A 17,879-nucleotide genomic window follows, 5' to 3' on the forward strand; every position below is an offset into this window, starting at 1 on the left:
AATCGTGCCCCTGATCGGCTCGTCGCAACAGCCAGCGAAGGCTAACCTGACCTGCGAAAACACCTCTATCGGCTCGCACAGACCCAGCACCGCCCGCACAGACCACGCAGGGCCTGTGCCGCCAGCGGCCGGTCTGTGCGGGCCCGAAGAGCTCAGGAGCGGCGCAGGATCGGGCGTAGGGCGTCGAGAACCCCGGCATCGTCGATGGTGGACGGGACCGCCTCGTCCTGGTTGCCGTCCGCGATGCCGCGCATGGTCTTGCGCAGAATCTTGCCGGAGCGGGTCTTGGGCAGCGCCGGCACAACGGCCACGTCCTTGAACGAGGCGACCGCGCCGACCTGGTCGCGGACCATCGCGATCAGCTCCTTGCGCAGCTCCGCCTCGTCCTCCTCGGAGTTGACCTCGACGCCGGCCTTGAGCACCACGAACCCCCGCGGCACCTGGCCCTTCATCTGGTCCGCCACCCCGATCACCGCGCACTCCGCGACGTCCGGGTGCCCGGCCAGCACCTCCTCCATGGAGCCGGTGGACAGTCGGTGGCCGGCCACGTTGATCACGTCGTCGGTGCGGCCCATCACGAACACGTAGCCGTCGGCGTCGATGTGCCCGCCGTCGCCGGTCAGGTAGTAGCCCTCGAACGCGGACAAGTAGGAGGCCACGTACCGCTCGTCGTCCTGCCACAGCGTCGGTAGCGAGCCGGGCGGCAGCGGCAGCTTGATCACGATCGCGCCATCGGTGCCGGGCTCGGCCGGCGCACCGGACGGGTCGAGCACGGCGACGTCCCAGCCCGGAACCGGCACGGTCGGCGACCCGGGTTTGACGGGCATCGGGTCCAGCCCCATCAGGTTCGCCGCGATCGGCCAGCCGGTCTCGGTCTGCCACCAGTGGTCGATCACCGGCACCCGCAGCAGGTCCTGGGCCCAGCGCAGCGTCTCCGGGTCCAGCCGCTCGCCGGCTAGGAACAGATACTTCAGGCAGGCAAGGTCGTAGTCACCGAGCAGCGTGCCCTTCGGGTCCTCCTTCTTGATCGCCCGGAACGCGGTCGGCGCGGTGAACATCGCCTTCACCCCGTGCTCGGAGATCACCCGCCAGAACTGCCCGGCGTCGGGCGTCCCGACCGGTTTGCCCTCGTAGAGCACCGTGGTCGCGCCGGTCAGCAGCGGGGCGTAGACGATGTAGGAGTGGCCGACCACCCAGCCCACGTCGGACGCGGTGAACATGGTCTCGCCGGGGCCGACGTCGTAGAGGTTGGTCATCGACCAGCGCAGCGCCACCGCGTGCCCGCCGTTGTCGCGCACCACGCCCTTGGGCTTCCCGGTGGTGCCGGACGTGTACAGGATGTAGAGCGGGTCGGTGGCGGCGACCGGCACGCAGTCGACCGGCGTGGCGTCGGCGACCGCCTCGGCCCAGTCCACGTCCAGCTCACCCATTGCGGCCTCGGCCTGCGGGCGCTGCAGGATGACCATGTTCGACGGCTTGTGGGTGGCCAGCGCGATGGCCCGGTCCAGCAGCGGCTTGTACTCGATGACCCGGCTGACCTCGACGCCGCAGGACGCGGACACGATCACCTTCGGGGTGGCGTCGTCGATCCGGACCGCCAGCTCCTTGGCCGCGAAGCCGCCGAACACCACCGAGTGCATCGCGCCGATCCGCGCACAGGCGAGCATCGCGATCGCGGCCTCGGGGACCATCGGAAGGTAGATGACCACCCGGTCGCCCTTGCCCACCCCGAGCCCGGCCAGCACGCCGGCGAACGTGGCGACCTCGTCGCGCAGTTCGGTGTAGCTGTAACTGCGCTGCGTCCCGGTCACCGGGCTGTCGTAGATGAGTGCGGTCTGCTCGCCGCGGCCGTCGTCGACGTGCCGGTCCAGCGCGTTGTGGCAGGTGTTCAGCTCCCCGTCGGGGAACCACCGGTAGAAGGGCGGGTTGGCCGAGTCGAGCACCTGGGTGGGCGGCCGGTACCAGTCGATGGCGGTGGCCTGCTCGGCCCAGAACCGCTCGGGGTCGTCAATGCTGGTGCGGAACGTGTCCCGGTAGCCGCTCATCCTGTTGTCTCCCCAGTGCCGCGACGGTGAAGCTCCGTACTGGTAGCTGTACTGGTAGCTCTGTGCCGACTGACCCTAGTGTTGAGCGCGTGGAGCGGCCATGAGGAACGTCGACCGGCGCCCGGGAGGTGCACCGCCGCCCGATGAGCGCGACCTCGGTGGTGATCCGGTGTGCTGGCTGAACCGGGTGTGCCCGGAGTGCGGCCGGTTCGCCTCGGACGAGGATCTCGATTCGACGACCCGCTGCGCCGAGTGCGGTGCCGAGCTGCCCTCCTGACCGCTCAGAAGAACTTGCGCCGGGTCAGCAGGCTGGTGACCGGCTCGGGCGCGCGGTGCCGAGGTCCCCGGCGCTCCCGCGGATCGGGCAGTTCGGTGCCGGCGCGGAAGATCGGGGTGACCTGGTTCGGCTCGGCCCCGGTACTTGAGTCCGCCTTCGAATCCGACTCCGGCTCCCGGTCGTCCGTCGGGCCGGACTCCGCCTTCGGCTCGGGGATCGGTGCGGGGTCGAACGCCCTCGGGTCGAACGCCCTCGGGTCGAGAGCCGGGTCGGCCGACACCGCCGGGATCCGGGTCGCGGTGGCAGTCGGGCCCAGCGGCCCCGCGACCGGCAGACTCAGCGGGCCGACCGATGCGCGCGGCGGGATCATCGGGTTGACCGCTGTGCGCCCGCCCGTCGGGTTGAGCTGCTCGACCGGGTTCACCGGGGTGAGCGGGCCGGGCTGGTGCACCTGGGGCGCGATCGGCGCCCGGGGTACCGCCGAGGGGAAGCCCGGGTCCTCCTGGTCCAGCCGCTCGAGAACCCAGTCGACGACCAGCGAGTTGGGCGGCACACCCTGCGCTCCGGCCAGCCGGCGCAGCTGCTCGATACGCAGTGCGGGGAGCCGTACCTGGAATACCTGAGCCGAGCCGAAGCGGCCGGTCAGGTCGGACTGCGGGTTGTCGACCTCGGGCGAGATCGCCGCCAGGTACGACTCCAGCTCGTCGTCGGGCATGGGGTCGGCCGGGCGTGCGGGCACGGCGCGGTGTCGAGAAGGTCGACGTTCGCGAAACACCATGGGGAGGCACCTTAGGGGGCGGGGTTGCTCGTTTCGCGCCGCATCGCCGTGCCCAGCCGGGGTCCTGCGACGAGGTGACGACTCGGTGCGTCAGTCGGCCATGGAGTAACCCGCGGTGTCGACGGCGCTCGCAATTTCCGCGCCGCTCAGCTCCCGGTCACTCGAGATGGTGACCTTGCCGCTACTGACCGTCACTTCCACCGTGTGAACGCCATTCACCGCGCTGAGCTCCTCGGTGACCGAACGGGCGCAGTGCTCGCAAGTCATCCCGGTCACGGTGACGGTAGTGCGGAACGCGGCCTGCACGGCCATGGAGCAACCTCCAGCAACGTTGGGACATTTCAAACTTCGTCAGCGGCAATCGGGCCGCCCACGGGGCTCTCGGGCACGGTCAGGAGCGGACCAGGCGGGCGATGGCATCGGCGGCTTCACGCACCTTGGCGTCGGCCTCCTCGTCGCCCGCCCTGGCGGCGTCGACCACGCAGCCGGCCATGTGCTCGGTGAGCAGCTCCAGCGCGAACGACTGCAGCGCCCGGGTGGCGGCGGAGACCTGGGTCAGGACGTCGATGCAGTACACATCCTCGGTGACCATGCGTTGCAGGCCGCGAACCTGACCCTCCACCCGGCGCAGGCGCCGCAGGTGAGCGTCCTTTGAATCGGCGTAGCCCGGCATCGCCGTCCTCCTGCTCGTGTCAATGCTTCGAGCATACCTCTCGGGGGTAATTCGCGGCCCCCGGTCCCCTCGACTAATTCTTTCGTCTGAACCGAGTGCATCTTTCGTCACTGAGAGTGCATCAGCTCACCCGGGAAGGGGGGTGCAAGGTGCGCGTACGGTCGGTAACGTGCAGGTCACGGTGACGGGGGTGGCCGATTTGTGCGTCGGCGAGCGCCTCGCGCCGGATGTCGACGGGGAGGCGCTAATGAGTGGACCGGGCAGGGTGCCCACGCAAGTGGCGGATGAGCGTTACGCCAGGGAGGCATCGTCTACGGCGATTCCCACCCAGCGCAGTGCTGCCGACGCGTACCGGGTCTCTGAGGATCAGGTCCATCGCGCTCGGATCGTGGTGGCGCGCAACGCGGACGACTCGGACGACTGCCGGCGGCTGCTGGACATGCTCGGGCTGATCGCCTCGTCGCCGGATCAACTTCCCCCGGTGCGTCGCTGATCGGTGCTGGTCGGGGCCGGTGACGGAGTCTCCGGCGGCGCCGTCCGGGGGGCGAAGGGGGGGCCGGTTTGGAGCCGGGTGGGCCCCTGACATATGCTTCTCCTTGCTCCCAGCGGTAAGCCGTTGGAGGTCACGGTCCTACTCGGGCCTGGGTCCCCATCGTCTAGCGGCCTAGGACTCCGCCCTTTCAAGGCGGCAGCGCGGGTTCGAATCCCGTTGGGGGCACGCACTACAGCACGTCGCACGATGCATGGCCCAGTGGCGCAGTTGGTTAGCGCGTCGCCCTGTCACGGCGAAGGTCGCGGGTTCGAGTCCCGTCTGGGTCGCTTTGTTTTGCGTTCGGCCAACCGGCCGGACGTACCCGGCCAGGTAGCTCAGTTGGTACGAGCGACCGCCTGAAAAGCGGTAGGTCGGCGGTTCGACCCCGCCCCTGGCCACCACATCTCACCAGTGGTTGTCTTGCTCACAAGATCGAGTTGCTGTGCGTAGGCGCTCATTTTGGGGCTCATTTGTCCCTCCAGAGCAGCCCGCTGAGGCGCTCGGCGGTGTCCCGCCGAAGTGGTGCGGTGACGTGTTGGTAGCGCTTGGCCATGCTGGAGCTCGACCAGCCCATGAGTTCCATGGCAACTCGTTCCTTGACTCCGAGGAGCAGCAGCACGGTCGCTGCGGTGTGCCGAGCGTCGTGCAGCCGAGCCTGCCGGACGCCAGCGTCGTCGAGGAGCTGCAGCCACTCCTGGCGATCCTGCTCCGGGCGGATAGGTCGGCCGTTGGGCTGGGCGAACATCCAGTCGCCTTCCTGCCACTCGGTACCCGCGTGTTCGCGTTCGCGCTGCTGCACGGCCTCGTGCTGCTCGAGCAGTGCGTACAGCTCGTCGGGCAGCACGATGGTTCGTCGGCCGGCTCGTGACTTGACCTCGGCGTCGACCAGCCCACCGCTGTGCCGCTGCGGGCACCAGCGGGCGTGGCTCGTGCAGTGGGGCGGACAGGGCGGAGGACACGGCTTGCGGCTGTGCCGCCTGCAGTCCGGCTTACATGGTTCGGTCTTGTGATACTTCGCGCCGCACGCGTGCGCATCCTCGCAACCGTGCTCCCAGCGGCGCCGTTGCAGCCACCACCTGCGTCACCACGGCGCGCGCCGCCACCGGACGGGCCAAGGTGATGGTCGCGCACGGGGCGTACCACGGCGCGGTGCCCTGGTGCGCGCTGCGCGGCGCCGGGCTCGTCGAGCAGGACCAGGCGAACCTGGTGCACTACGAGTACAACGACCTGACCAGCGCGCGCTGGGCCGCCGACGAAGCCGGCTCCGACCTGGCCGCCATCCTGGTCTGCCCGATGCGCCATGACATCCGCCGCGAACAGGAACTGGTCGACCCCGAGTTCGCGCGAGGACTGCGCGCGCTGGCCGACCGCACCGGCGCGGTGCTGATCCTCGACGACGTGCGCTGCGGATTCCGGCTCGACCTCGGTGGCAGCTGGGAGCCCTTGGGTGTGCGGCCGGACCTGACCGCCTGGTCCAAGGCGATCGCCAACGGCCAGGCTCTCGGCGCGGTGACCGGCACCGATGCGCTGCGCGACGCGGCCCGCTCCATCTTGTCACCGGCTCGTTCTGGACGGCGGCCGTCCCGCTCGCCGCCGGCCTGGCGACCCTGACCGAGCTGCGCAAGGGCGAGGCGCTGCCCCGCATTGCCGCCGCCGGGGCACGGCTACGCGACGGACTGGCCAGCCAGGCCATCAGTCACGGCCTCGAGATCCGCCAAACCGGTCCGGCGCAGATGCCCCTGCTCTCCTTCGTCGGCGACGAGGATTTCCGCACTGCGGCCGCCTGGGCCGAGGCCGCCGCCACCCGAGGGGTCTACCTGCACCCCTGGCACAACTGGTTCCTCTCCGCCGCGCATACCGACGATGACATCGATGCAATCCTGCAGCGCACCGATGACGCCTTCACCACGGTGACCCCCGGCTGAGCGGCGCGAGGCGCGCCCGTGGCGCCACGGTGTGCCGCCGATCCGGCGAGTGCCGCCGACTCTGGAGCGAGACGTCGGCAATCTCCGTATAAGCAGCGGTTCCGCATCGTTGACCCCACCGTGACAGACCGGGGCACCCTAGTTGAGGAGGCCTCGGCGGAACCCCGTTGCGACGGCCTCGGCGCGGTCCTTGGCCCCGAGCTTGCGGAACAGTCTTCCACGTGATGTCGACGACCGTCCCGTCCAACCTGACCGGACTCCCGACCCTGTCCATGCGGTTCGGCACGACCCGAGACGGCATGCCGATCGGTGGGGCGACTGGCGGGGAGCTGGCACGCTGAGTCAACAATCCTGCACATTGCCTCGAACGAATTGGTGCCGTTCCTGGACTACGACATGGAGATCAGGAAGGTACTCTGTTCGACCAACGCGATCGAATCACTGACTCGTAGCCTGGCCCCACCGGCACAGGCCGCGCTCGATGGACGATGCGTTGGCAACCCGTGATCAACGCCTTCGCCATCACCTTCAGTGACCGCTGGCCGGCCGCTGAGACCTACTAGCCAAACCGCCGGAAACACCGATCATGGGATAGACCCGCGAGCGACCCGGTGGGAGCCGTACCTCGTCGGCAAGCCCAACCCGAAGATGTTGAACGGCGCCTCGACGAACCGCTCGAACTCGGTCAGTTCAGGTCGGGGCACGCATGATCTGCCAAGCACGGGCAGCGATGTGCAGATTGAGCCGGGTGTCGACAACGCCGAGGTCGTGGCCGGTCAACTCGCGGATCCTGCGCAGCCGGTAGCGCAGCGTGCTTCGGTGGATCAGCAGCGCATGCGCGGTCGCGTCATAGTTGCCCGCGCACTCGTAGTACTGCCAGAGAGTGTGCAACAGGTCGCAATGGTGGGTCTCGTCGTAGTCGATGAGGGCACCGAGCCATTCCCGGACGAACTCGTCCATGGCGCGATTGCTGTCCTCGCTCCCGAGCATGCGGTAGAACCCGAGGCTCTCGAAGGTGGTCACCCCGCGGTGCTGCGTCGACGTCTGTCGCACTCGCAGCGCCCGCGACGCCTCAGAGTGCGAGCGCGGCAGCCCGCTGGGGTCGGCGCACAGGCGACCCACCCCGATCGCTCCCGCGTTCGAGGGCAAGGCGGCGCTGATGAGGCGGTGCAACTCGGTCCAGTCGTACCCGGTCTCCCCACCCTCGCGCGCCGGCGCGACCAGCACGACCTTGCCGTCACGGTGGTTCAGTAGCGCCCGGGCCTGGGTGATTCTGACGACCGTCTGGTCGACGACCCGCGTGAGCCTGTCGATATTGTCGGCGCCCGGCCAGCTGATGACCAGGACCTGGTGGGGTTGGTGCAGGTCGTGGCCCAGTGCGGCGGAGCGTGCAAGCGCACTGACGTCGTCGGTGCCGGTCAGCAGGTCGGCGACGAGATCTCCCCGGACCCGCAGCTCCGTCTCGGCCAGGCTGCGCTGGTGGGCGAGCTCCACGGCCAGCACGACCGCCGCGCTCTCCAGGGCGAACATGTCGGACGGCCCGGCCCGATGGTGGGGGTCGATCAGGGCGAGGACCCCTAGTACCACGCCGCGGGCCTGCGCCAGCGCAAGCACCCGGTCACGGTGACGCAGCGGTCGGCCGTGTCGCTGGACCCGGTTGAGTAGTTCGGTCCGGCTGCACCCCGACGTGCGGGGGGACGTTCTGGGCTCGCGGTCACCGGCCCAGCCAAGACGGTTGCCGAAGGTGTCCTCGACCACGGTCGCCATGCCAGTGAGTTGGTTGAGCGTGGCCGCGATCTGCGCCTCCCCGCCTCCGGCGGCGGCCACGTTGATCAACGCCGTATGCGTCCGCGCCCGCTGGTCGAGGTCCGAGACCACGTTCGTGAGGTCTTGGTTGACCGAGTCGAGCTCGGCGGTCCGATGACTGAGATCCTCCGCCGCGGTCCGCTCGCCGCGGTAGAGCGCGGCGCTGTCCAAAGCAGCACCGGCCTGTTGGGCCAACGTTCTGACAAGGAACTGCTCGTCGGGCGACGGCCGGGCCGCCGCCGAAACGACGAGGTAGCCGCGGTGGCCACCCAGGCCCCGCAGCGGATAGGCCCACGCCCATCCGGTTGCCGGCACTCTGAGCGGCCCGTCCGACCCGGCGAGCGATTCCAGCTGCGATCGCAGTTCGGGATGCAGGTTCGCATCCGGTCGACCCCCACCGTGTCCCAGCCCGTCGCCGGCGACCTGGACACCTTCGGCGCGACACGGTCCGAGCGTGGGCACCGCACTGGTGACGAGCTTGAGGATCTCGTCCTGCTCGACTCGATCGAAGAGCATCATGGAGAGCGCAAGGACACCACAGAGTCTGGACATCCGGTCGCGCGGTGCAGGCATTGTGTCGGCGTCATCCATCGAGCGATCTCCTCGGCGAGAACAAGGGATCAGGTCAAGGTCGGTCCGCACCAGAGCCGGCTGACTGACCGGATCAATCGGGTGCCGCGGCTCAGCGGTCCCCGAAACTATGGCTCCCCAGCGCACCCCACCGGTTGGACCCACCGGGGTGAATCGTGGTGACCTCCCCCGGCCCGGCGGGGCGAGGTCCGTGCGAGGTCTGGGCGAGCGCCCGCCAGTGACCTCGCCTGTCTCGCTTCGGCGGAAGCGCACTTCGGGGTGTTACCCGGTCGTTCGACGCGGCGCCTTCAGCACGATGTCCATCTCCCGTGCCACGTCGTCGGTGATGCGGGCGGTCACCGCGCTCGGATCGAACGGCACGGGTGCCTCGGCGACGATGCTGGCGAAAGCGTCCAGCGCGTCGGACGCGAGCGGGCTCCACTTCTCGATCCAGGAGGCGACCAGCTCGGCGTTCCCGGGGGTGTCGTCGATGAGGTGTCGCAGTAGAGCCGCGGTCCACTCGCGGTGCCAGCGCGCATCCTCGTCGAGTGAGAAGTGGATGCTGGTCAGGATCGGGTCGCCGTTCTCGGTTGCGAGCGCGCCGGCGATCTCCTGGTTGACGAGGCGGTCGATGCGAGGCTTGATCACGGCGTTGGTCACCGTGAACGCCTCGCCCCAGTCGTAAGTGACCAGCGCACGTTCGACGAGCTCGCGCAGCGGCTGGAACGCCGCGGCGTCCTCCCAGGTCGCCTGCTGCCGCCGCGCCGTCTCGGCGTCGAGCGGCGCGCCGCTGAGCTGCACGGTGCGGTAGACGATCCGCTGGAGGCGCCGGATCTCGTCCGCTGATTGGAACGCGGCGCAGTTCGTGATCCGGGAGGCGGGCGCCATTTGCCCGACATAGGCGGCCAGCATCTGCAGAGCGTGCGCGGGAAAGCGCAGCGGGGCGTACCAGCGATCGAGGAACCTCACCCACTCGTCGTCGAGCTGCCGGTCGTAAGCCGTGTCGTCGATCTCCCGCAGGAGGCCGTCGACGACGTCCTCGCGACTGTCTTGCAGCTGGGTGTAGTTCGTGTACGTGGTGCGGCGGGGGTCGGCAAACTGTTCCCAGCCGCGCGCCTGGAGGGCGGAACCTTCGCGGTGGCGGTAGTACCAGTCGACGACCGGGTTACCGGCCGACAGCTCGAACCGCCCCGGCTGGTTGTAGTGGAGATCGGTGCTCACCAGCTCGTACTCGGACGGGATGCGCCGGCCCACCGCGAGCCGCGTGTACGTCTTGCGGCCCGGCGGCCGCGCCATCGGTGCGGTCATCAGCCGGCTGCCAGCGGAGCGGCCGGGCCCACCGTTGACTGACCCGAAAGCCGCCAGACGGCGCCATCCTCGGTCAGCTGCATGACACCCGTGAACGACGACAACACCACCTCGAGGTCACCGGGGAACCGGATCGCGGGACCCGTTGCGGCCTCGAGCCCGGCCCGGGACAGCCGGCAGATCCGCGGGGCCAGCACGCGCAGGTAGGCACCCTCGTCTTGGACGAGCACATGCTCGTTCTCATCCTCGATGACGGAGACGACCGACCGCGCGAACGGTGTTGCGTGCAGCACCGGGCCCACCCCGTGTCCGGCACCATCGGTGGCGCTCATTCGACCTGCCCTCCGCTCACGTAGATCCTGTCCCCGGCGAGCCGTACGGGGTAACGACGCAGGCACGCGCTTGCCGGGTTCACCCCGCGACCCGTCCGTGCGTCGAACACCCACTCGTGCGCGGCACAGGTGAGGAAGCCGTCCCGAAGGACACCCTGCGACAGTGGGTTCGCCAGATGGGGGCACCGGTCCTCGTAGGCGAACACCTCCCCGTCGGGGTTGCACAGCAGGACATCGACGGCCCCGACGTTCACGGTGCGCATCTCGCCCTCCCAGAGGTCGTCCAGCGTCCCGACGTACCGCCACGCCGCCACAGCGCTCTCAACCTCGCTCGACCGTGAAGATGTCGCCAGGTCCGAGCCCCGACTGGGCGATGGTCGAAGCGGGATCGAGGAGGTCGCCGACCTCGTTGCGTACCGTGAGGAAGCCGCCCCGCTCGGGCGCCAAACCCCAGGACACCAGCTGCTCGGCCAGGTGCGCCACGGTGCGCTCGTCCGGGGTGACGACCACGCGTCCCACGAAGTCGTCGCTGGCGTAACCGAAGAGGTAAATGCGCACCGCTGCAGCCTCACGCCGTCGGGATGGGGTCGAGGCGCCACGGGTCGAGGCCGCGGCGCAGGTCCTTGCCGGTCTCCACCGGCGCCTCCAGACCCATCCACTCGTGCAGGTCCGTCAGTTTGCCGGGCGCCTCTCCGGCGACGATGCGATCGACGACGCTCTTGTGCCCGGCGAACCGTGCGGGCTCGTTGCTGAAGATCCAGCGGCACGGCTCGGAGCAGAACAGATAGCGGCGACCGCCCATCTCCAGGGTGCACGCGGTGTTCATCCCGGGCTTGAGGAACAACGTCGGGAGCTGGCAGAGGTTGCACAGCGCGGGCAGCCCGTAGGACAGCGTGCCGCTCTCGCCGCCGGCCTGCCAGCGTCGCTCGAGCTGCTCCCAGAGCGGCCCGTAGGTCTCGTTCCAGTCCGGGTACTTGTCGTTGAGCCACTCTCGCTCGGCGCGGTCGGGACTGGCGACGTCGAACCACAGGGTGGTCCGGTACGTGTACAGCCCGAGCTGGAAGCTGTGGTGGGCGTAGTCAAGCTCTTCGATGAAGAGGTCCCAGAACCAGGGCCGAGCGAGGTCGAACTCGGCGAGGTTCTTCATGAACTGCTCGATCACCCACTCGCTCATGAACTCCTTGAACGAGCGCGCACGCGCGTCGAGCGGGGTGAGGTACTCCATGGCGGTTCCTGTCAGTGCGAGGAACAGCCGCCAGGATCGCCACCACATCTTGTCGACCAGGTACTGAGCCCGCTCGCGGGAGCCGTTCTCCAGCAGCGTCCGCAGGACCGGGTGGCCGATCTGGGCGTGACGGGCCTCGTCGGTCTGGATGCTCGCCAGCGTCTTCTCGAACAGATGGTGGTGGGCGCGGTCCGCCATGGCCGCCATGGCGATGAACTGAAGATTCGAGAAGCCCGTCTCGAACACGAAGTTGAGCTGGATCGCGAGGTCGACCGCGTCGGCGGCGAGGAACATGTCGTCGAACAGATGGCGCGCTGCGATGATCACCCACTGGTTGGTGTGGTAGGCCTTGTGGGTCCAGTCGAAGTTGCCGTCGTAGGCCAGCAAGTCGTGGCCGATCAGCAACGGGATCTGGGTGTGGCGGATCTCGTCGAGCGCTCCCAGGCTCGCCATCATCCGCCAGGCGCTGTCGCGCCCGAAACGAGCCATACGCAGTTCGGCGACCGCGCCCGCGTACTCCGCCAGGGCGATCGCGCCGTTGTGGAACTTGACCAGCTGCACCCAACCTGGGTCGAGTTCCTCGAAGAGGCGCGGTTTGCTGAGCGCGGCGCGCACGCCGAGTACCGCGGCGTCCTTGTCGCGCTGGTTTGCGACGTACTCGCGGTAGGTTGTGCGGTAAACCTCGTTCCAGCCGCGCCACGCGTCGTGCGTCAGCCACGGGTGGCCGCAGATCTCCTCAGGGAAAAGCTCCCGCTCGTCGACGTAGCGGGGGGTCCAGTCGACCTTGCGGGCTAGGTCGAGCCAGTCGTCTCGTCGAAGTACCATTGCGCCGCCTTCTGGATCTCAGAGTTCGCGGTGACACCCCCGCCGCCCTGCGCCGCCTCGGTTAGGAGCTCATCGGGTGCCTGGTAGTAAGGGTTCTCGAGGAGCACCTCGCCCACCAGCACCCGGGGGTGAGACTTGAGCAGATCGATGATGATCCCGCCCCCGAAGCGGTCGATGTCGTACAGGCACACGATGACCTGCGGGAAGAGCGGCAGGTACCGGTTCATCTCGGACTCGAGCACCAGGAGCTCTTTAGCGTCGGGCACGACGTCGCGCCGCGACCACGTCTCCACCGCGCGCACGGCGTCGAACCGCCCGTCGTACATCACGTCCGACATCGCGGCCTTCCACGCGCCGATCACCTCGTCGGCGGAGAATGCGCCCGACCGCAGGTATATGTCGGACGCGCGGATGACCTCGAGCTGCTTGCTGTCGACGACCGCCGAGGCGTCGAGGCGGGCCTCGAGAGTCCTGACGATCTTTGTCGGATCGGTCCCGTCGACGACGCAGAGGCACTTGTCGCCCGCCCTCAGGCCGGCCTCCAGGAACGGGATCAGGACCTGATCTCGTTGCGACTCGCCGCGGTACAGGCCGCAGATGTGATCACCGAGTTCGGCTTCGATGCCGCTGACTCCCAGGGTTATGCCATTGGACACGACACACCACCCGATCAGCAGAAGTTGATTGGAGGAGCATGAGAGGAATGCGGTTCCCGCGCCGATCCCCCTCGCTGACGCGGACACCGCCGATCTTCACAGGCCCACCGCGGGCCGGAGCCGGTTTCCGTGGCTGTCTCACTGATACCGGAAGCCACCCTGGCACAGCGCACAGCCAACTGACCAGCTACTGGGCGCGCGGGTCGTGAGTCTGGGCCCGATGGGCCGGACTAGGTAGCCCGGTTTCAACCCGGGGGGTCCATGCTTGCCCCCGCTGACCGTCGGCCATAGTTCAACTACCACGCGATCCGCGGCGCCAGGCGCCTCACGCTCGCGGGGCGGTCCTCGCATATGGAGCTCGCTCGATGGACGACAGGCAGGTAATCGCCAGATTGCGCGAGCAGCTGACCAACCTGTGTGGGCTCTTCGCCCTCTCGTTGTTACTGCAGGGCCGTGTCGAGGATGACGAGATCCTCGAACTTGTGGCCAGTGCCGTGCCTTCCCTCGGACCGTGCCGTGTCGAGGGCACCTACCTCGTCCGCGATGAAATCCGGCGAAACGGAAACCGGCCCAGCCGGGGCTCCGATCCCGGACTACGAACCCAGCTGGACGCGCTGGCAGGCGCGGACGGGCCGCTCACCCTACCTACAACGGGTTGGGCATGGGCATACCCGCTGCGCGGGCTAGGTCGGCACCGCGGCTACCTCGTCGTATCCGCACCGGCCGCGCCCTCGCCCAACGAGCGGTTCCTGATCGGGACACTGGCCCGACAGGCCGGCGCAGCGCTCAACAGTGCGGCCATCTATCGCACTGAGCGGAGCACGTCCCAGAAACTCAGACAGCAGGTCAGACAGGGCACCAAGCGCGTCCGTGGTGCTGGCCGTGGACCGTATCCACCGACACGGCAGTGAGCAACGCTTCCTTATTGGAGGCGAATAGCGGAAGAAGCTGCTCGGGTGGTTCTCGGCGGCGGTTCGTCCTCCGCTAGGCGATCATCGGCGTCGCGTAGGGGTTCTCGACGATTGCGCCACAGATCCAGACCTTGGGGTGCGAGGTCACCATGGTGGGGACCATCGCACCTCCGAAGGTGTTCAGGTCGTACATCGAGACACAGACCTGCGGTCGGCGCCGGGCCAATTCGGTGACGCCTCCCTCGAAGCGGGCCAGACCATCGATCGACGGTGTGGACGCGTCGGGCGCCGTCCAGGTCATGTCAGCAATCGCGCGAGCAGAGTCGCATCCGTTCTCGTCGAACGCCGTGGCCGACCACCTGTGCATGGCGTCGGTGGCGCTCTCGGGTTCGAAGGAACCGTCCGGTGGACATGCGTCCTCGGGCTCGACAACCTGGAGAAGGGCGCCGTCGAACTGGTGTCGAGACAGCACCGACGTCAGTTGCGAGATGTCGCGGCCGGATCCGATGCACAGGCATTGCTCGCTCTCGTCAAGCCCAGGGTTCATGACGTGCTCCAAGTGCCGGTGCTGAGTCGGTGCCGGCGTCTGCCTGCCCGCGCTGTCGCCGGGTGCTGGTGTCTGCCGGTCATCGCTGGTCGGCAGCCTGGTAGTCCTGGTAGGGCAGCGGTTCGAGCCAGGTGGTGGGGTCACCGCCGTCGGGCAGGTTCTCCAGCATGGCGAGGTGGCTCATGAAGGTGTCGGCGGCGGCGCCGTGCCAGTGTTCCTCGTCGGGTGGGCAGATGACGGTGTCACCGGCTCGCACTCGGACGACGTGGCCGTCTCGGGTGCCGACCAGGCCGACTCCTTCGGTGACGTGCAGGGTCTGGCCGACGCCGTGGCGGTGCCAGTTGGTGTGCGCCCCGGGGGTGAACCGGACCAGGGCGACGGTCATCCGTGACGGCTCGGTGCCGCTGTAGATGGAGGTGACGTAGACGTCGCCGGTGAACCTGTCGGCGGGTGCCTTGGCGGTGGGGTTGACGGTCTTGAGTTCCATGGTGTTCCTTCCGGTGGGAGTGCGGGGTGGGTCAGGGCTGCAGCAGGGTTTTGATGGCGCGGCGTTCGTCCATGGCCTGGTAGCCCTCGGCGGCCTGCTCCAGTGGCAGGGTGAGGTCGAAGACCTTGCCGGGGTCGATGGTGTGGTTGCAGATCAGCTCGATCAGCTCCGGTAGGAAGCGGCGGACCGGGGCCGGGCCACCGTGCAGGTGGATGCCGGAGAAGAACAGCTCGTCGCCGGGCAGCGTCACGTCGTGGGCGACTCCGACGTAGCCGACGTGCCCGCCGGGTCGGGTGGAGCGGATGGCCTGCATCAGCGACTCCTGGGTGCCGACCGCCTCGATCACCGAATGGGCGCCGAGGCCGCCGGTGAGTTCCTTGACCGCGTCGGCGCCCTGATCGCCGCGTTCGGTGACGATGTCGGTGGCCCCGAAATCGCGGGCCAGGTTCTGGCGGGACTCGTGCCGGCTCACCGCGATGATCCGCTCGGCGCCCAACTGGCGGGCGGCGAGCACTCCGAGCAACCCGACCGCGCCGTCGCCGACCACGGCGACGGTCTTACCCGGGCCGGCCTCGGCGGCCACCGCGCCGAACCATCCGGTGCCCAGGACGTCGGAGGCGGCGAGCAGGCTCGGGAGCAGGTCATCCCCAGGTAGGTCGGGGGTGGCGACGAGGGTGCCGTCGGCCAGGGGGATGCGCGCGTACTCGGCCTGGGTGCCGATGGTGCCCATCAGCTCGGCGTGCACACACCGCGATTGGTAGCCGGCCTGGCAGATCGGGCAGGTGTTGTCGGAGGCGAAGAACGACCCGACGACGAACTGGCCCGGTTTCACGGTGGTGACCTCAGCGCCGATCTCCTCGACGATGCCCACGTACTCGTGCCCCATCGGGGCGGGACCCTCGACTTGTTCGATGCCCCGATAGGGCCACAGGTCCGACCCGCACACACAGGTCGCGGTGACGCGGATGATGGCGTCGGTGGATGCGGCGATTGTGGGGTCGTCGCGTTGTTCGACCCGGATGTCGCCGGGGGCGTGCAGGACAGCTCCGCGCATGGTTCGTGTGCCTTCCGTTCTCAGTTGCTGGGACGTGGGTCTTCGCTGAGGACCTGTTTGGCGACGGCCATCGCGGACATGGCTTTGGGCCAGCCGGCGTAGAACGCCAGATGGGTGATGGCCTCGATCAGCTCTTCGGCGGTGGCGCCGTTGTCACGGGCCAGGCCGAGATGGAAGACGAGCTGTTCGGTGTTCCCGCCGGTGATCAGCGCCGCCACGGTGATCAGGCTGCGTTCCTTCGGGGTCAGCTGCGGGCGGGTCCAGGCTTCGCCGAACAGGACGTCGTCGGTGAAGTGCACCAGCGCCGGTGCGAAGTCACCGAACATCTTCTGTGCGCCTGAGGGTTCGGTACCAGCGGTCATGTCTTTCTCCCTGTCTGTTGAGGTTGCAGCGGCCGGGTCGGCTTGTTCGGTCATGTCGCCGCGACCTCGGCGAGTTCGTGGCCGGTCGGTGAGGGCTGAGTGTGAGCGGGTCGGGCGAGCAGCAGTGCGAACCCACCCCCGAGGGCGGCGACGGCGGCGGCGATCAGCAGGCTGGTGCGCATGCCGGTCAAGAACCCGGCGGGTTGGGCGAGCAGCGCACCGAACACCGCCACGGCCAGTGCGCCGCCGACCTGGCGGCTGGTGTTGAACACCCCACTCGCGGTGCCGGCCTGGTGGCCCGGGACGCTGTTGAGCAGTACCGCCATGGTGGGTGGCATGGTCAGCGGGCCGGCCAGCCCGACCAGCACCATCAGCGCGGCCAGCACCCAGAACGGGGTTGCCGGCGGCGCGAACGCCAGCGCCGCCAAGCCGGCGGTCATCGCGGTGAGTCCGCCGACGACCAGCACGCGGGCGCCGACCCGTTCGACGATCCGGGCGCTGAACGGGGTTAGCACCAGACCGGTGAGCATCATCGGCGCGAACACCAGCCCGGTCCCGGCCGGAGTCAGACCGCGTAGCTGCTGCAGGTACAGGCTCATCACGAACGGCAAACCGAAGTAACCGACGACGAACGCGAACCCGACCGCGTTCGAGATCGCCACGTTCCGACTCCGGAACAGCCCCAAAGGCACCATCGGATGCAGGATCCGGGCCTCGGCGAGGACGAACACGGTTAGCGCGACCACGGCGACCACGAACGCCGCGAGCACCCTCGGAGCGCCGATCCCGACCGCGCCCGCCTCGATCGCCCCGAAGGTCAACCCGCCCATGGCCGCCACGGCGGTGATCTGCCCGATCCAGTCGAACCGCGCCCGACGCCGCGGCGATGGCGCTCTGCGGGCCAGCAGCACCAGGGCCACCGCCCCCACCGGCACGTTGATCACGAAGATCAGCCGCCACGACACCAACGTCAGCAGCCCACCCAACAGAGGGCCCGAGGTCGAGGCCACCGCGCCGCCCATCGCCCAAACCGCGACCGCGCGGGCCCGCCGCACCGGATCGGGGTAGGCCTGCCCGATCAAGGCCATCGACGCCGGCGTCATCACCGCCGCCGCCGCGCCCTGCACGAACCGGGCCACCACCAGCGCCGCCAGACCGGGCGCCAACCCGCATGCGGCCGACGCGACCACAAAAACCACGATGCCGGCACCGAACGCCCGCCTCGCACCGATCCGATCCGACAGAGCCCCGCTGGACAGCAACAGGGCAGCGAACATCAACGTGTAGCCGTCGAGGACCCACTGCAACCCGGTCATCCCGCCACCAAGATCGGCCCGGATCGAGGGAAGCGCGACGTTGACCACGACCGCGTCCAACGTGATCACGAAGAACCCGAGCACCGCCGCCGACAGCGTCGCAACACTGTGCCGCGACCTCGCCTGTCGTGACCCCACCTGCTGTGACCGTGCGGGGGTGTGACTCTCGGACATTCGAAGGGCTCCCGGTGCTCATTGACCGGCCGTGCCGGCGGTGACACATCCACGAAACCACCGGTTCGCGTCGTGA

21 protein-coding genes, 3 tRNA genes and 2 pseudogenes are annotated in these 17,879 nt (G+C 68.8%); 9 read left to right on the top strand and 17 right to left on the bottom strand.

Annotation, left to right across the window (positions count from 1 at the left end):
- Positions 1-152 precede the first annotated feature (152 nt).
- A complete protein-coding gene (locus ACTXG6_RS10840) occupies positions 153-2,045 on the bottom strand; it encodes a propionyl-CoA synthetase (RefSeq protein WP_445187640.1) in 1,893 nt (630 codons plus the stop codon).
- A 100-nt stretch (positions 2,046-2,145) separates the two neighbouring features.
- Between ACTXG6_RS10840 and ACTXG6_RS10845 the strand changes: the two genes are divergently transcribed.
- Positions 2,146-2,322, top strand: a complete 177-nt coding sequence (locus ACTXG6_RS10845) for a hypothetical protein (RefSeq protein WP_445187641.1) — start codon at positions 2,146-2,148, stop codon at positions 2,320-2,322.
- 4 nt (positions 2,323-2,326) lie between these two features.
- On the opposite strand, the gene ACTXG6_RS10850 is transcribed toward ACTXG6_RS10845, so the two are convergent.
- The 3 genes from ACTXG6_RS10850 to ACTXG6_RS10860 all read right to left on the bottom strand — a co-directional run bounded on the left by ACTXG6_RS10850 (position 2,327) and on the right by ACTXG6_RS10860 (position 3,773).
- Entirely contained in the window at positions 2,327-3,100 is a 774-nt protein-coding gene (locus ACTXG6_RS10850) for a hypothetical protein (RefSeq protein ID WP_445187642.1), read from the bottom strand.
- A gap of 90 nt (positions 3,101-3,190) precedes the next feature.
- Positions 3,191-3,412, bottom strand: coding sequence for a heavy-metal-associated domain-containing protein (locus ACTXG6_RS10855; RefSeq protein ID WP_445187643.1), 222 nt, complete (start codon positions 3,410-3,412; stop codon positions 3,191-3,193).
- Positions 3,413-3,491: 79 nt separating this feature from the next.
- Positions 3,492-3,773, bottom strand: coding sequence for a metal-sensitive transcriptional regulator (locus tag ACTXG6_RS10860; RefSeq protein WP_445187644.1), 282 nt, complete (start codon positions 3,771-3,773; stop codon positions 3,492-3,494).
- A gap of 169 nt (positions 3,774-3,942) precedes the next feature.
- On the opposite strand from ACTXG6_RS10860, the gene ACTXG6_RS10865 reads away from it, so the two are divergent.
- From ACTXG6_RS10865 to ACTXG6_RS10880, 4 genes are all read left to right on the top strand, one after another.
- On the top strand, positions 3,943-4,266 hold the full coding sequence (locus ACTXG6_RS10865; RefSeq protein WP_445187645.1) for a hypothetical protein: 324 nt from the start codon (positions 3,943-3,945) through the stop codon (positions 4,264-4,266).
- A 152-nt stretch (positions 4,267-4,418) separates the two neighbouring features.
- Positions 4,419-4,491 (top strand) — tRNA-Glu (locus tag ACTXG6_RS10870).
- Between the two features lie 27 nt (positions 4,492-4,518).
- Positions 4,519-4,592: transfer RNA gene (locus ACTXG6_RS10875), tRNA-Asp, on the top strand.
- Positions 4,593-4,629: 37 nt separating this feature from the next.
- A tRNA-Phe gene (locus tag ACTXG6_RS10880) sits at positions 4,630-4,706 on the top strand.
- Positions 4,707-4,771: 65 nt separating this feature from the next.
- Here ACTXG6_RS10880 and ACTXG6_RS10885 read toward each other — a convergent pair.
- Positions 4,772-5,374: pseudogene (locus tag ACTXG6_RS10885) on the bottom strand (tyrosine-type recombinase/integrase); the annotation flags it as partial.
- On the opposite strand from ACTXG6_RS10885, the gene ACTXG6_RS10890 reads away from it, so the two are divergent.
- The 3 genes and pseudogenes from ACTXG6_RS10890 to ACTXG6_RS10900 form a co-directional block, all read left to right on the top strand.
- A complete protein-coding gene (locus ACTXG6_RS10890) occupies positions 5,299-5,916 on the top strand; it encodes an aminotransferase class III-fold pyridoxal phosphate-dependent enzyme (RefSeq protein ID WP_445187646.1) in 618 nt (205 codons plus the stop codon). The pseudogene ACTXG6_RS10885 and the gene ACTXG6_RS10890 overlap by 76 nt on opposite strands.
- Before the next feature lie 122 nt (positions 5,917-6,038).
- Positions 6,039-6,230, top strand: coding sequence for a hypothetical protein (locus ACTXG6_RS10895; RefSeq protein ID WP_445187647.1), 192 nt, complete (start codon positions 6,039-6,041; stop codon positions 6,228-6,230).
- A 360-nt stretch (positions 6,231-6,590) separates the two neighbouring features.
- Positions 6,591-6,793 (top strand): annotated as a pseudogene (locus tag ACTXG6_RS10900) (IS256 family transposase); the annotation flags it as partial.
- Positions 6,794-6,920: 127 nt separating this feature from the next.
- Here the strand turns inward: ACTXG6_RS10900 and ACTXG6_RS10905 are convergent.
- The 7 genes from ACTXG6_RS10905 to ACTXG6_RS10935 all read right to left on the bottom strand — a co-directional run bounded on the left by ACTXG6_RS10905 (position 6,921) and on the right by ACTXG6_RS10935 (position 13,039).
- Positions 6,921-8,552: a PucR family transcriptional regulator gene (locus ACTXG6_RS10905; protein WP_445187648.1), complete on the bottom strand. Its 1,632-nt coding sequence runs from the start codon at positions 8,550-8,552 to the stop codon at positions 6,921-6,923.
- A 336-nt stretch (positions 8,553-8,888) separates the two neighbouring features.
- On the bottom strand, positions 8,889-9,914 hold the full coding sequence (locus ACTXG6_RS10910) for a toluene hydroxylase (RefSeq protein WP_445187649.1): 1,026 nt from the start codon (positions 9,912-9,914) through the stop codon (positions 8,889-8,891).
- On the bottom strand, positions 9,914-10,246 hold the full coding sequence (locus ACTXG6_RS10915) for an MmoB/DmpM family protein (protein WP_445187650.1): 333 nt from the start codon (positions 10,244-10,246) through the stop codon (positions 9,914-9,916). Before ACTXG6_RS10915 ends, ACTXG6_RS10910 begins: the two co-directional genes overlap by 1 nt.
- A complete protein-coding gene (locus ACTXG6_RS10920; protein ID WP_445187651.1) occupies positions 10,243-10,560 on the bottom strand; it encodes a Rieske (2Fe-2S) protein in 318 nt (105 codons plus the stop codon). The genes ACTXG6_RS10915 and ACTXG6_RS10920 overlap by 4 nt, the downstream gene beginning before the upstream one ends.
- A gap of 7 nt (positions 10,561-10,567) precedes the next feature.
- A complete protein-coding gene (locus ACTXG6_RS10925; RefSeq protein WP_445187652.1) occupies positions 10,568-10,804 on the bottom strand; it encodes a hypothetical protein in 237 nt (78 codons plus the stop codon).
- A gap of 10 nt (positions 10,805-10,814) precedes the next feature.
- Positions 10,815-12,296: a YHS domain-containing protein gene (locus tag ACTXG6_RS10930; RefSeq protein WP_445187653.1), complete on the bottom strand. Its 1,482-nt coding sequence runs from the start codon at positions 12,294-12,296 to the stop codon at positions 10,815-10,817.
- Entirely contained in the window at positions 12,263-13,039 is a 777-nt protein-coding gene (locus ACTXG6_RS10935) for an MEDS domain-containing protein (RefSeq protein ID WP_445187654.1), read from the bottom strand. Before ACTXG6_RS10935 ends, ACTXG6_RS10930 begins: the two co-directional genes overlap by 34 nt.
- Positions 13,040-13,317: 278 nt before the next feature.
- On the opposite strand from ACTXG6_RS10935, the gene ACTXG6_RS10940 reads away from it, so the two are divergent.
- Positions 13,318-13,863: a hypothetical protein gene (locus ACTXG6_RS10940; protein ID WP_445187655.1), complete on the top strand. Its 546-nt coding sequence runs from the start codon at positions 13,318-13,320 to the stop codon at positions 13,861-13,863.
- Positions 13,864-13,936: 73 nt separating this feature from the next.
- On the opposite strand, the gene ACTXG6_RS10945 is transcribed toward ACTXG6_RS10940, so the two are convergent.
- The 5 genes from ACTXG6_RS10945 to ACTXG6_RS10965 all read right to left on the bottom strand — a co-directional run bounded on the left by ACTXG6_RS10945 (position 13,937) and on the right by ACTXG6_RS10965 (position 17,767).
- Positions 13,937-14,422, bottom strand: a complete 486-nt coding sequence (locus ACTXG6_RS10945; protein ID WP_445187656.1) for an MEDS domain-containing protein — start codon at positions 14,420-14,422, stop codon at positions 13,937-13,939.
- 67 nt (positions 14,423-14,489) lie between these two features.
- A complete protein-coding gene (locus ACTXG6_RS10950) occupies positions 14,490-14,897 on the bottom strand; it encodes a (R)-mandelonitrile lyase (protein WP_445187657.1) in 408 nt (135 codons plus the stop codon).
- Between the two features lie 31 nt (positions 14,898-14,928).
- Positions 14,929-15,951, bottom strand: coding sequence for a zinc-dependent alcohol dehydrogenase family protein (locus ACTXG6_RS10955; protein WP_445187658.1), 1,023 nt, complete (start codon positions 15,949-15,951; stop codon positions 14,929-14,931).
- A gap of 20 nt (positions 15,952-15,971) precedes the next feature.
- Complete coding sequence (locus ACTXG6_RS10960) at positions 15,972-16,313, bottom strand: carboxymuconolactone decarboxylase family protein (protein ID WP_445187659.1); 342 nt, start codon at positions 16,311-16,313, stop codon at positions 15,972-15,974.
- 50 nt (positions 16,314-16,363) lie between these two features.
- The gene (locus ACTXG6_RS10965) at positions 16,364-17,767 is read right to left on the bottom strand and encodes a DHA2 family efflux MFS transporter permease subunit (protein ID WP_445187660.1); all 1,404 of its coding nucleotides are present in this window, start codon (positions 17,765-17,767) and stop codon (positions 16,364-16,366) included.
- Positions 17,768-17,879: the final 112 nt, after the last annotated feature.

The organism is Pseudonocardia sp. Cha107L01 (assembly GCF_052566575.1).